The organism is Streptomyces sp. NPDC055815, from assembly GCF_053616475.1.
Genome location: NZ_JBSHDU010000001.1, coordinates 77,971 through 89,568 on the forward strand (window position 1 = coordinate 77,971; position 11,598 = coordinate 89,568).

13 protein-coding genes and 1 pseudogene are annotated in these 11,598 nt (G+C 69.6%); 6 read left to right on the forward strand and 8 right to left on the reverse strand.

Annotated elements, in window-relative coordinates; genetic code table 11:
- Positions 1-218: 218 nt before the first annotated feature.
- On the reverse strand, positions 219-671 hold the full coding sequence (locus ACWGN5_RS00455; protein ID WP_453510210.1) for an Lrp/AsnC family transcriptional regulator: 453 nt from the start codon (positions 669-671) through the stop codon (positions 219-221).
- Positions 672-782: 111 nt separating this feature from the next.
- On the opposite strand from ACWGN5_RS00455, the gene ACWGN5_RS00460 reads away from it, so the two are divergent.
- Positions 783-1,400 (forward strand): LysE family translocator, encoded by a 618-nt coding sequence (locus tag ACWGN5_RS00460; protein WP_453510212.1) that lies wholly within the window; start codon positions 783-785, stop codon positions 1,398-1,400.
- Positions 1,401-1,432: 32 nt separating this feature from the next.
- On the opposite strand, the gene ACWGN5_RS00465 is transcribed toward ACWGN5_RS00460, so the two are convergent.
- Entirely contained in the window at positions 1,433-2,203 is a 771-nt protein-coding gene (locus ACWGN5_RS00465; RefSeq protein ID WP_453510214.1) for an alpha/beta fold hydrolase, read from the reverse strand.
- A gap of 132 nt (positions 2,204-2,335) precedes the next feature.
- Between ACWGN5_RS00465 and ACWGN5_RS00470 the strand changes: the two genes are divergently transcribed.
- A complete protein-coding gene (locus ACWGN5_RS00470; RefSeq protein ID WP_453510215.1) occupies positions 2,336-2,737 on the forward strand; it encodes a winged helix-turn-helix transcriptional regulator in 402 nt (133 codons plus the stop codon).
- Between the two features lie 105 nt (positions 2,738-2,842).
- On the forward strand, positions 2,843-3,289 hold the full coding sequence (locus ACWGN5_RS00475; RefSeq protein ID WP_453510216.1) for a VOC family protein: 447 nt from the start codon (positions 2,843-2,845) through the stop codon (positions 3,287-3,289).
- A gap of 209 nt (positions 3,290-3,498) precedes the next feature.
- Here the strand turns inward: ACWGN5_RS00475 and ACWGN5_RS00480 are convergent, their stop codons facing one another.
- From ACWGN5_RS00480 to ACWGN5_RS00490, 3 genes and pseudogenes are all read right to left on the reverse strand, one after another.
- Positions 3,499-4,830 carry an RCC1-like domain-containing protein gene (locus ACWGN5_RS00480; protein WP_453510218.1) on the reverse strand — a complete coding sequence of 444 codons (1,332 nt, stop codon included), beginning with the start codon at positions 4,828-4,830 and terminating at the stop codon, positions 3,499-3,501.
- A 564-nt stretch (positions 4,831-5,394) separates the two neighbouring features.
- Complete coding sequence (locus tag ACWGN5_RS00485; RefSeq protein WP_453510220.1) at positions 5,395-6,048, reverse strand: LysE family translocator; 654 nt, start codon at positions 6,046-6,048, stop codon at positions 5,395-5,397.
- Between the two features lie 178 nt (positions 6,049-6,226).
- Positions 6,227-6,877: pseudogene (locus ACWGN5_RS00490) on the reverse strand (class I SAM-dependent methyltransferase); the annotation flags it as partial.
- Positions 6,878-7,092: 215 nt separating this feature from the next.
- Between ACWGN5_RS00490 and ACWGN5_RS00495 the strand changes: the two are divergent.
- The gene (locus ACWGN5_RS00495) at positions 7,093-7,647 is read left to right on the forward strand and encodes a hypothetical protein (RefSeq protein WP_453510221.1); all 555 of its coding nucleotides are present in this window, start codon (positions 7,093-7,095) and stop codon (positions 7,645-7,647) included.
- A gap of 303 nt (positions 7,648-7,950) precedes the next feature.
- On the forward strand, positions 7,951-8,307 hold the full coding sequence (locus ACWGN5_RS00500; protein WP_453510223.1) for a DUF805 domain-containing protein: 357 nt from the start codon (positions 7,951-7,953) through the stop codon (positions 8,305-8,307).
- 98 nt (positions 8,308-8,405) lie between these two features.
- Here ACWGN5_RS00500 and ACWGN5_RS00505 read toward each other — a convergent pair whose 3' ends face one another.
- The gene (locus ACWGN5_RS00505) at positions 8,406-9,680 is read right to left on the reverse strand and encodes an RNB domain-containing ribonuclease (protein WP_453510224.1); all 1,275 of its coding nucleotides are present in this window, start codon (positions 9,678-9,680) and stop codon (positions 8,406-8,408) included.
- On the opposite strand from ACWGN5_RS00505, the gene ACWGN5_RS00510 reads away from it, so the two are divergent.
- Positions 9,634-10,221 (forward strand): pentapeptide repeat-containing protein, encoded by a 588-nt coding sequence (locus ACWGN5_RS00510; RefSeq protein WP_453510225.1) that lies wholly within the window; start codon positions 9,634-9,636, stop codon positions 10,219-10,221. The two genes, ACWGN5_RS00505 and ACWGN5_RS00510, sit on opposite strands and share 47 nt — an antisense overlap.
- Here ACWGN5_RS00510 and ACWGN5_RS00515 read toward each other — a convergent pair.
- On the reverse strand, positions 10,119-10,919 hold the full coding sequence (locus ACWGN5_RS00515; protein ID WP_453510227.1) for a hypothetical protein: 801 nt from the start codon (positions 10,917-10,919) through the stop codon (positions 10,119-10,121). The two genes, ACWGN5_RS00510 and ACWGN5_RS00515, sit on opposite strands and share 103 nt — an antisense overlap.
- 179 nt (positions 10,920-11,098) lie before the next feature.
- Complete coding sequence (locus ACWGN5_RS00520) at positions 11,099-11,392, reverse strand: putative quinol monooxygenase (RefSeq protein WP_453510229.1); 294 nt, start codon at positions 11,390-11,392, stop codon at positions 11,099-11,101.
- Between the last annotated feature and the right edge of the window lie 206 nt (positions 11,393-11,598).

Here is an 11,598-nt window from a genome sequence, read left to right on the forward strand (position 1 = left end):
GGACCGGCCGCCCGCAGCCCCCGAGCGCGGGCGGCCGGGCACTCATGAGGCCCCGCGGCGCTCGTTCAGCGCGCGAACGAGTCGCCGGCTCTGCAAGGTGGCGCTGATCGAAGCCCCCCGGCAGCACGAACGCGCTCGACAGCAAGACAAGACGGCACTGCCCGCCCGCGCGCCCCGCCATCCAGCCCTCCACAGCCGCCGTGCGGGCCTCCTCGCGGCTACTCGGGCAGCGGTCGGTCGTCGATCACGTTCTTCATGACGAGGGTGGAGGTCAGACGCTGGATACCGGGCAACCGGGCGAGCTTCTGGTCGTACAGCTCCTGGAACGCTGCCAGGTCGGCAGTCGCGACGCGCAGGAGGTAGTCGGGCTCGCCGAAGAGACGCTGTGCTTGCAGCACGTGAGGGATGGCTCCTACGGCCTCTTCGAAGGTCGTGACGGTGTCGGCATCCTCCCAGCGCAGGGTGGCGAAGACGATGGCCTCGAAGTTCAGGCCGACGGCAGCGGGATCGACGACGGCGCGGTAGCCGCGGATCGCACCTTCGCGTTCCAGGTCGCGCAGCCGACGGTGGCAAGGGGAGACGCTGAGCTGCACTCGGGCGGCCAGTTCGGTGATCGTCAGGCGGCCGTCGAGTTGCAGCTCGGCAAGAATCTTCCGGTCCAGGGCATCCATGGAGAAGATTCTCCCTCACTGGTCGTGATCACGGGGTAAAGACGCAAACACCTTCGGGCGCATCCCGCCTAGCCTTCCCTCCAGAACAAGAAGTACGAGAGGGCACGATCGATGGACACCACGACGCTGGCGGCGTTCCTGGCAGTGGACCTGCTGCTGGTTTTCACCCCCGGCGCGGACTGGGCATACGCGATATCCGCCGGGTTGCGGGAACGCTCCGTCGTCCCGGCCGTCACCGGTCTCATCGCCGGGCACATGGCGTACGCGTTGGTGGCCGTCGCGGGTCTGGCGGTGATCGTGGCGAGCTACCCCGCCGCGCTCACCGCCCTGACGGTGGCGGGCGCCGGCTACCTGTTGTGGCTGGGCTGGGGTGTCCTGCGCCAGCCGGCCGTTCCCGCGGTCGGCGGAGCGAGTACGGACACCTCCCCGCTGCAGGTCATGTTCAAGGGGTTCGGGATCAGCGGCCTGAACCCCAAGGCGCTGCTGCTGTACTTCTCCGTGTTCCCGCAGTTCATCGACCCTGCCACGGGCTGGCCGGTCACCGCGCAGACCGGGCTGCTCAGCACGATGCACCTGACCGCGTGCACCCTCGTCTACCTCGCCGTCGGTGTCCTGGCCCGCACGGTCCTGACCACCCGCCCCGCGGCCGCCCGAGCCGTCACCCGCGCCAGCGGTGTCATGATGATCGCGATCGGCGCATTCCTGCTCGTGGAACGCCTGGCCGGCTGAGCAGCCGCCCCCGGAGAGCCCTGCCCTGGTGCTCACGTGCGAGCAGCGACCGCATCCGACAGGAACGTCTGGACGTGCGGCAGCACGTTGCCAGACTGGTCCCATGCGCCCTGGTGGTCCGCGCCGGGCACCGAGAAGAAGGCCGCCCCCGTCTGTTCGGCGAACACGTGCATCGGAGCATGCCAGGGATCGGCCGTACCGGCGTACAGGAGCATCGACACCCCCGAGGCCGCCAACTCGGCGTGCGTGCCCGGCTCATGCGAGAAGGCTTCATAGTTCGCCCGGAACGCACCCGGGTCGCCGGCCTCGATCACCGCAGCCTGGGCGGGGTGTGCGGAGGCGCCCTGCTTGACGAGCTGGTACGCGTCCGTGTCGGCCGGCAGGCCGAGGGCACGCAGGGTCGGGCCGACCGCGGACCTGAATCCGCCGACCGGATCGAACGCGCCGGCGACCAGCGCCGCCAGCCGCTCCGGAGCGTGCAAGGCGACGCCGTAACCGGTCAGGGCCCCCAGCGAGTAACCCCAGAAGGCGGCCCTCTGCGCGCCGACGTCGTCAAGAACGGCGATGACGTACTCGGCGCGGCGCGCCAAGGAGTACGGGGCCGGATCCTGTGGCGCGCCGCTGGCTCCCATGCCCAGCGGGTCGATGGTGATCACCGTGTGGGAGGCCGCCAGCGCGGATGTGTAGCCGGCCTGCGTCCAGTGCGCGCCGATCTGGAACATGCCCGGATGCAGGACCAGCGCGGGGCCGTTTCCGACCACCTCGTAGGCGATGTCGTACCCGTTGCTGCGGACGATGGGCATCTGCCGCTCCTTGTGGTCGAGGGATTCCGTGGGCCGTGGGCGTGCCAACACACTCCCCTGGCCAGGAACGTTACGACTTGTAACGGGCTTCATCCTGAAGCAGGATCGAACCGCCGGGAAGGAGGCACTTTCTTGTCACAACGGAACACCTCGGTAACAGACCAGGTCACAGCCGCCCAGCACTCCCACGCCGCCGCCGACTGCCCGCTCCGCGAAGTACTGGCCCTGATCGGGGACAAGTGGAGCGCCCAAGTACTCGTCGAACTCGGCGGCGGCCCCCTCCGCTTCACCCAACTGGAACGGTCGATCGAGGGCATCAGCCGCCGCATGCTGACCCTGAGCCTGCGCAACCTCGAACGCAACGGCCTGGTGACGCGCACCGTCCACCCGGACGCACCACCCCGCGTGGAGTACGCGACCACCCCGCTCATCGAGGAAATCCGCGCGCCCCTCGAAGCTCTCTCTGACTGGGCACGCCGCGCGGGCCCAGCCATCGCCGCCGCTCGCCACGCCTACGACCAACACCAGCCGTAAAGTTCGGCGTACGCGAGAGGCCGTGCTGACGGGGCACCAGGTCTTGTGTGGTCGTACATCCAAAGTCCGATACTGCTCCCCCGAAACGCCTGTCACGATCGGCGCATGACCCACTCCTGGCCCTCTCACCTCGATGTCGGCGCGGTCCGCTTCGCCCGGCCGACGGCGAACTACGACGACGTCGTGGTCTTCTACCGTGATGTCCTCGGTCTGCCCGTGCTCGCCCAGTGGCGGGGCCACAGCGGCTACGACGGCGTCGTCCTCGGCCTGCCGGGCACCCCGGTGCACATGGAACTGCTGCAGCACAGCGACCGGCCCCGTATCCCCGAGCCGGATCCGGAGAACCAGCTGGTCCTCTATCTGCGCGGTCCGGAAGCCGTCGCCACCGCGTCCCGGCGCCTCACCGAGCACGGGCACCGTCCCGTCCCCGCGGCAAACTCCTACTGGCCGGAGCACGGCGCCGTCCTCTTCGAAGACCCCGACGGCTGGCTCGTCGTCCTGGCGCCCTGGGTCTTCGGGGAGGAACCTGTGCCACCCAGGCAGACGAGCTGACGTCCGCGCCGATCACGGCGGTGCCCAGCATCGGAGACCGGAGCCGGTCAGAGTTCTGCCGCGCGTTCTTGGCGGCGTCCTGCTGAGCCTTGGCGAGGACGGCGGTGGCGGCGGCGGACCCGGTCGCTCGGCGCAGGGGCACTGTTCAGCGGAGCGGCCGGACACCACGAGGGCGGTGTCCGGCCGTATCCGCGCGTTTCAGTCCTCGGTCAGTGGTGGGTGGCCAGGCTGTGTGCGATGCCCGCCGCGACCGAGATCACGTCGGTCAGTGGCTCCGCACAGGGGTTGGGCCGGCGGCCCGAGCAGACCTGGGACGGGATGTTGCGGTCGGCCGTCGTGCCGTCGCCGACCTGCCCGTTGGCGTTGGAGCCCCAGCCGAGGGCGGTGAGGTCCGATGCCACGGCGAGGGTGTGTTCGCTGCCGGCGGCGATGTCGAAGGTGCCGGTGAGGAAGCTGGTGCAGGGTGCGGTCTGGCCGACGGCGCAGGCCCGTACGGGGATCGGGTTCTGCTGGTGGTTGAAGGTGCCGTCGCCGAGCTGGCCCTTGCGGTTGTCGCCCCAGCCGACGACCCCTTCCTGGCTCTGGAGCGACAGGCGCGCGACACTGTGGTCGCCGCCCGCGGCGATCTGGTTCACGCCGGTGAGGAAGGTGCCGCAGGGGGCCGTCTGGCCCGGCGCGCAGACCTGGACGGGCGTGTTGGTGCCGGTCGCCGTTCCGTCGCCGAGCTGGCCGAAGAAGTTGTGGCCCCAGCCTCGAACCGTCCCGTCGGTCAGGAGCGCGAGGCTGTGGCTGCCGCCGCCCGCCACGCTGCCGGCCGTGCCGGTGAGGGCGACCTGGACGGGGATCGACTTCTGGAAGTCCTCGCTGCCGTCGCCGAGCTGGCCGGAGGAGTTGAGGCCCCAGCTGCTGACGGTCCCGTCGGAGTGCACGGCCAGGCTGTGCCAGGAGCCGCCGTCGAGGCTCGTGACGTCGGTGAGGAAAGTGGAACAGGGCTCGGTCTGGGCCCGGGCGCACACCTGGACGGGTGCGTTGCGGTTGGACATGGTGCCGTCGCCGAGCTGGCCGTATTCGTTGTCGCCCCAGGCGACGACGCTGCCGTCGGCCCGCAGCGCAAGGTTGTGGAACGCACCCGAGGCGACGGCTACGACGTCGGTGAGGTAGCTGCCGCAGGGGGCGGTCTGGCCCGGCGCGCAGACCTGGACAGGCCGGGTGCTGCCGGTGTTCGTGCCGTCCCCGAGCTGGCCGTAGCTGTTCAGCCCCCACGTCCACACGGTGCCGTCTGCGCGCAGCGCCACGCTGTGGTTGACCCCGCCGTCGATGTCGATCACCCGCCGGATGCGCGTGGTGCGGACCGGGAAGGGGCTGTCGGTGGTGTTTCCGTTGCCCAACTGCCCGGTGTTGTTGGCGCCCCAGCCGACGACTGGGCCGGGGAGGATGGCGGCCTGGGCGTCCGCCGCGAGGCCGGTGGTCATCAGGAGCGCGGCGCCGCAGACGGTCGCGGCGCGTCTGAGTGCAGAGGTACTGGGGCGTGGGAATCGCATGCACTGTCCTCGTGTGTGGGTGTCACGGCCCCCCGGCCCACGAGCATGACCCGGCGTTCCGGAGTCTCACCCCCGACACGCGCCCGCTGTACCCGACGTCACCTGGCCGGTCGCGCGACCCGCTCGACCACCCCGCGCGCGTACGCCCTCTGCACCGGGCGCTGGTTGTTCACGAGGTCGAGGACTCCTCGCCTGGCGCTGCGCCGGGTACTGCGCTCCTTGGCCTGCCCCGGTCGTGGATCGCCTGCGCCACCACCGCGCTGACCAGATCCTCCACCATCGCCGTCTTCTCCTACCTCGGTGCGATGCTCCAGGGGGTCAAGGGCCTGTCCGACGGGCTCGTCCCGGTGGAGCTCCGCTTGTACGGAGTCGGTGCCCGGCCCGCCTCCTGGGCACGGTCGCGGTCGTGGCCCCGCCGGGATCGGCTGGGTTGGCGCGGCCTTCGCCCTTGCGGTCGCCGGAGGCGCCGTGCTGGACCGGTACCTGCGGTCGCGGCCTGCTCGCTACCTCGTGTCCTTCCGTACCCTGCTTGCCGTCGCAGTGGTTGCCGCTCGGGCTCGGTGGTCAGTTGTCCCCGAGTGCCAGCTTGATACCGAAGCCGACCAGTAGCGTGCCGGTGATCGCGTCGATGACACGCTGCACCGAGGAGCGGTTCAGCCACCGGCGGACGAGATGAGTGCCGAATATCAGCGCGCTGAACCAGACCAGTCCCTCCAGGTCATGCACGATCGCCAGGACGACTCCCATCAGGAGATGCGGGGCGTCCGTGGGGATGAACTGGGGCAGCATCGCCATGTAGAAGACGCCGTTCTTCGGGTTCAGGAGGCTGGTGCCCAGTCCGCGAGCCCAGGACCGTGCCCACGTGGGCTCCGCCGCCGTGGCTCCTGCTCCCTCCGCCGGATCCCCCGACGCGGGCCGGCCGCGCTCCTTGAGCAACCGACGGAGCATGCCGATCCCCAGCCACACCAGATATCCCGCACCGGCCACACGCAGCGCGTCATACAGGAGGTGGGAAGCCGTGAGGACCGCCGAGGCGCCGACGGCGGCGGCGACACCCCACACGAGCACGCCCGACAGGATCCCCAGTGCCGTCGCGAAGGCCCGGCGTCTGCCCAGGGTGATGGCGGAGCGCAGCACCAGAGCGGTGTCCAGCCCCGGCATGATGGTGAGCATCGCGGCCACTACGGCGAAGGACGCGATGGCAGGGGAAACGGTCATGCGGCCATCCTGAAGCCGCGGCCGCCATCACGTCCAACGCGGTCTGCTTCACCGTGCATCAGCGTTCCTGATGCTGGTGTTCACTCGGCGGTTCGCCTTCGGGGGTCGGCCGCCGCATCGTGGCCGCTCCCTCGGTTGCGCAGAGCGTGCGACGCGTTCGCCTGCCAGCCTCGCAATTCCGGTGCCACACGAGCGTATAGCGCCAGAAGAGCCGTCGTCGCAGCCGTGCGCCAGGGAGCACTTCCTCGGCTTCACGGACGATGTCGCCATAGGTCATGTCCGCTGAGCGCGTGGCAGCCGTCATGGAGACGGGCCGGAGCGAGGGGCGGCCCCTGTTCTTCAGCCAACCCATGACGGCGTTGGCTGGGATGGCGATGGCGCCGAGTAGGTGGTCCCCCGGCGTCTTGGCGCGGGACAGGCCGACGACCACCAAGGTCCCTCCCGGCGCCAGATGGCGGCGGCAATGGGCCAGCGTCTCGGCGAACGGCAGGTGATGGATCGTGGCGACGCACGTGATCACGTCGTAGGAGTCGGCGGGAAAGTCTGCCGTGACATCCGCGACGGTGAAGGTGATGGGAAGCGCCGGAGGCGTCAGCTTCCGGGCCTGCGCGGTGATCACCGGATCGGAATCGACGGCCCGTACGGCGTCGGCCCGTACGGCCAAGAGCCTTGCGAGATCACCACTGCCGGAGCCGATGTCCAGAGCCATGGGGAAACGCTGGGGCAACTGCCGCAGGATCCAGCGATGGTAGTGGGCGTTGTGATCCCAGGGATAGGCGGCATTGAACCGGTCAAGGGCCCGCAGGACACGAGGCGACAAGATCTTCACCGCCGCAGTCAATCAACTCCCCGCGGCATGCACACGCGCCGTCCCGGAATCACGGAGCGACCGCTCCCGGTCAACCAGGTACGACTATGTCCACATCACGGGCATGAGGACGGCTCTGGCCGCGACGCCGTGACGGGATCGGCGTGCCCGTGCCCAAGAGCCTTGACCGGATACTGGATCATGGAGTTTGTATCCAGTCGAAGAACGGGGTGGGGATGGGCGTCAGCGAGCTGGTGCGCGCCGAGCTGGCGCGGCACGACTGGAGCGCGCTGCGCTGTGCCTGTGGTGACTCGGCAGAGCATGTGCCGCTGTTGTTCGAGACGCTGTTGACCGCCGAGAGTCCCCAGGATGCGTTCGGCTACGACCTCTCCGGACATGTCGAGGACACCTGCTTCATCGCCGAGTGCACCGGGCCGGCGATCGGCGTCATCCTCGCGGCGCTGGCAGGTGAGGTTCTGCCAGAGGTCAGGAGTGACTTCCTGGAGACGCTCCTGTGTGCAGCCTACGGTTCGGGTTACGACGACGCGTCGCCTTCGGCGCGCGAGAAAGACGAGTTCCGGGCGATGGTACGGGAGGGCTTCTGGCTGCTCATGCAGGCCGGTCTCACCGGTAGTGCGCAGGACGCCGAGGCGGTGGCCGACCTCTGCGAGTACTACGAGCTCGGTGATCAGAAGTCGGCGCACTACCAGGCGCTGTTGCGCGAGCGGGTACGGGCGAAGACCAAGCGCCGAGTCGCGCGCCGATGGCGGGGCGGGGCAGATCCGGAGTAGGACTCGGATGTGGAGGACCCGATGCTAAGCCCGGCCCCGCACGGCTCTCTTGGTTGCTTTGACCGGGTTCACATTGCCATCGATTTCGGGTACCTCCAACCAGCACGACCTCCGGGCCGGTGGTCAGCCGCTCCCGTCGGTAGGGAGCTCGGTTGCCGTCACCGGACACCGACCATGACCCCACGGGTACGCGAGACGACCGCGCCAGGATTCCGCGAAGCGAAAGCAAGATGATCGGTCGTGCGCAAAGCTTGCTCCACGGGGGGGAGGCCTCCCCTCGCACACCTGACTGTTGGGGGAAAAGTGAACTGGTACCTCGAAGTTCTCAAGAAGTACGTGGTGTTCAGTGGGCGTGCGCGCCGCAAGGAACACTGGATGTTCTTACTGTTCAACATCATCGCTGTGCTCGTCGTCGTGACCGTCGACCTTGCGATCGGCACCTTCCCGCTGCTGTACCCGATCTACTTCCTGGCCGTGCTCCTGCCGCACCTCGGCGTGACCGTTCGCCGCCTGCACGACACCGGCCGCTCCGGCTGGTTCATCCTCCTCGGCCTGATTCCCCTGGTCGGCGCCATCATCCTGATCGTCTTCCTTGCCACGGAGGGCGAGCAGAGCCAGAACGCCTACGGTCCGAACCCGAAGCCCGTCACGGCCTTCTGACGGCCCCGGCCCCTGTCCCTTTCTCTGCCCGTGTGCCGAACCCCCGAAGGTCCACCTCCAGGGGTTCGGCACGTGGAGAGAGTTGAGGCGGCAGGCCACTACAGCGCCTCGAAGAGGATCTTCTCCTTGTCGAGGCCGAGGGGGTCGGCCAGCGTGAGTTTGGCCTGGACGCTCGCGCCCAGCGTGAGGTCACCCGCGGACGTGATCTTGCCTCTCACGGCGGGTTCCGCCAGGTGCACGGTGCCCTCCTTCGGCCTGCCGTCCTCCTTGTCGGTGTTGATGATCAGGCCGCCGAAGATCTCGTCCACCCGGTTCTTGAGCACCGCGGCCTCCACCAGGTCCACCGCGCGCCGTTCCGCGACCCTCCCCTTCCCCCGCGCCATGTCGCACGGCAGGCAGTACAGGGCGTCGAGCACCCACTTCGGCGGGGGCTTGTCGGCGCACGCGGTCACGCACAGCGCACCGACGTACCGGTCGATCAGGCGCCGCAGCGGGGCCGTGGCGGAGGTGTACGGGGCCGCGATCGCCGCGTGGCGCGTGTACTCCGGGATGTGGTTGTCGCGGAAGGTGGTGTACTCCGCCTTGAGCAGCATGGCGGTGGCCTCGCTGAGGAAGGCCATGTGCTTCTGGTCGGCCGGATCGAGGCGGTTGACCAGCGCGGCGTACGAGAGACCGGGCTTCCAGTCGATGTGCAGGCACTTCGCGATCTCGTGCACGCGCTGGACCACCTGCTGGTCGGACTGCTCCTTCTGGGTCCGCAGGATCCCGGTACCGCTGTCCAGCATGATCCGGGCCGCGGCCATGCCGGTCATGAGGGAGATCTGTTCGTTCCAGCCCTCCACGGGCAGGGGGGCCGCGTAGCGCAGCCGGAACTCCCCGTCCTCCAGGGTGACCTCCTGGTTCGGCAGGTTCACCGCGATCCCGCCGCGCGCGGCCTCGACGGCTTCCCGCAGTTTGCCGATCTCGCGAAGAAGGGCGACGGACTCCTCGGCCGTGCCGGCGTCGATGTCCTGCTGCACGCCCTTGTAGTTGAGTTTGGCCCGGCTGCGGACCTTGGCTCGGCTCACGGTCGAGTCGGTCACGTTGCCGTCGGCGTCGAGGTCGTGCTGCCAGAGCAGGGCCGGGACGATCTGGTCCGGGAGCAGGCTGGCCGGTCCCTCGGAGATCGAGGGCGGATAGAGGGGCACCTTGAGATCGGGGAAGTACAGCGTCTCGATCCGGTCGCGGGCCTCGGCGTCCAGCGGGCCGCCGAGCCTGACGAACGCCCCCACGTCGGCGATGGCGTAGTGCACGCGGTACCCGCCTCCGGGCCGCCGCTCCAGGTACATGGCCTGGTCCAGGTCCTTCGAGGCCGGCGGGTCGATCGTGAACAACGGCAGGTGGGTGGCGTCCTTGTTGGGCAGCTGGAGCTCGGCTTTCGCGGTCTCCGCCGCCCTGAGAACGTGCGCGGGAAATTCCGGGGTGGCCCCTTCAGCTCTGCCCGGAGCTGTTGCAGGGCCTGGAGCAGGGCGTCCTGGGCCTCGCGGGACATGTGCATCTGGAGGCGTCGCATGTCTGGAGCGTAGGGCGGCGACCAGGCAGCGGCGCGATGAGCGGGTCCGGGCGGGGGACGGCCGTGAGGGGCGGGCAAGGGGCAAGGGTGGGGCCTACCTCGCCGAGACCGTGTTCGTCGGTGCGGTCCTGACCGGCGCCGACCTCCAAGACGCCAACCTTCGGGGCGCCGATCTCAGCGCCCACTCCTTGAAGCCGACGGCAACTGCCGATGAAAGACGACACCTGGGCGCAGGCGCGCGTCGCGCAGCACATCGCCGTCAGTGCGCCCAGGGCAGTCGTACCGCCTCAAGTTCACCGTCGCTCAGCAACGCGTCGATGAGAGCCGGGGGCCCGGCGACCTTGGTGGCCCACAGGTCGTAGTCGGTGCACACGACCCAGGCGCGGTCGTCGGCCCAGAGGTTGGACGGGCTGAAGTCGGCCTCGGAGTGGTCGTAGAGCATCTCTGCGTCGCCGAGCCGACCCGTACGCACATGCAGCCTGTCGAAGTCGGTCGCTCCGAGCATCAGAGGGTTGTAGTAGGCCAGGCATCGGGTGTCCGGGCCCGCGGGGCTGTACTGGGTGAGGAGGGCGATCAGCCGGTTCCAGGTCTCGCGGTCGAGGCTCCCCTCGGTCGGCGGGATCACGCCCAGCGGCCAGCTGCCCTCCTTCTTGGCCGAGGGAAAGCAACGGTACGAGGGCATCAGCCCGTCCGGCACGGCCGGCTCGCCGGTCCTCCGGGCCAGCTCGGCCCAGCGCAGCCGTCGCCAGCCGGGGCCCGGGTGCCGGGCGCGGCCCAGGCCTCCACCCGTGGTCACGCCCACGGCATCGAGGTCGATGCCCGCGACGACGTGGGGTGGGGTGCTCCCGTCCGCCAGGCGTGCCTGGCGGTACTCGTGGTACGACACGTCGGCGGGCCCCTGCTCATGCTCGTACATGGCGTTGAGCACCCACGCCGCGTCGGGCATCGCCGGCGGCATGAATCCGGTGATGCCGTCGCCGCACAGCTCCAGCAACCAGCTCGCTGCCTCGGACGGCGCGGGCGGCCACGAGCTGGACAGCAGGTTCGACTCCTCGGACATGCGGTCATCGTCCCAGGCGCGCACCAGGCCGCCCGCGAGGGGATGTCGTTTCAGGGGATGGGTGGGCCGGGGCGTCGGCGCCCCCGCCACCCGACCGGCCGGAAGACAGCGGGCCCCCGGCACCGTCTGGCAGGACTTGCCGAAGGTGACGGGGGATCAGGTCTACGTCGGGGTGTCGGTCACTCCGCAGCGGTGAACACGTGCTCGGCCGGCGGGCCCACCAGGATTCCGGGACCCGCCGCGAGCGCCTCGGTCAGATGCGGGCTCGACAGGTGCGCCTCGAACGCGGCGCGGTCCTCCCACTCCTCGAACACCAGCCACGCGCTGGGGTCCTCGGGGTGGACGTACGCCTGGTAGCTGATGTTGCCCGGCTCGGCCCGCGACGGCGCGACCAAGGACAGGGCCTGCTCACGGACCTTGCTCTCGGCGCCAGGGGCGGCCTTGAGCAGGGCGATCGCGGTGACCTTGGGCATGGTGCGCTCCGTTCGATGCGTCGTTGCCGGGACGCGCAAGTCTATGTCTGCGCGCCCTACGCAACAATGCGCCACCGCTCCTACCCGCGCGCCGCTCCCTATGACGAGCAGGAGTTGTGGCGCCACCCCGGCGGCGGGGGGGGGGCCACACCCACAGGCCCAATACAAGGGTTGCCGGGGCGGGGCCCCGGGCCCCACAAACCCAC

What these genes read in the sequence shown, in the direction of transcription:
- ACWGN5_RS00475 (WP_453510216.1), top strand. Translation starts at nt 2,843, where the DNA reads ATGACCCACTCCTGGCCCTCTCACCTCGATGTCGGCGCGGTCCGCTTC.
- ACWGN5_RS00495 (WP_453510221.1), top strand. Translation starts at nt 7,093, where the DNA reads ATGGGCGTCAGCGAGCTGGTGCGCGCCGAGCTGGCGCGGCACGACTGG.
- ACWGN5_RS00485 (WP_453510220.1), bottom strand. Translation starts at nt 6,048, where the DNA reads ATGACCGTTTCCCCTGCCATCGCGTCCTTCGCCGTAGTGGCCGCGATG.
- ACWGN5_RS00515 (WP_453510227.1), bottom strand. Translation starts at nt 10,919, where the DNA reads ATGTCCGAGGAGTCGAACCTGCTGTCCAGCTCGTGGCCGCCCGCGCCG.
- ACWGN5_RS00455 (WP_453510210.1), bottom strand. Translation starts at nt 671, where the DNA reads ATGGATGCCCTGGACCGGAAGATTCTTGCCGAGCTGCAACTCGACGGC.
- ACWGN5_RS00465 (WP_453510214.1), bottom strand. Translation starts at nt 2,203, where the DNA reads ATGCCCATCGTCCGCAGCAACGGGTACGACATCGCCTACGAGGTGGTC.
- ACWGN5_RS00510 (WP_453510225.1), top strand. Translation starts at nt 9,634, where the DNA reads ATGGCCTGGTCCAGGTCCTTCGAGGCCGGCGGGTCGATCGTGAACAAC.
- ACWGN5_RS00460 (WP_453510212.1), top strand. Translation starts at nt 783, where the DNA reads ATGGACACCACGACGCTGGCGGCGTTCCTGGCAGTGGACCTGCTGCTG.
- ACWGN5_RS00520 (WP_453510229.1), bottom strand. Translation starts at nt 11,392, where the DNA reads ATGCCCAAGGTCACCGCGATCGCCCTGCTCAAGGCCGCCCCTGGCGCC.
- ACWGN5_RS00480 (WP_453510218.1), bottom strand. Translation starts at nt 4,830, where the DNA reads ATGCGATTCCCACGCCCCAGTACCTCTGCACTCAGACGCGCCGCGACC.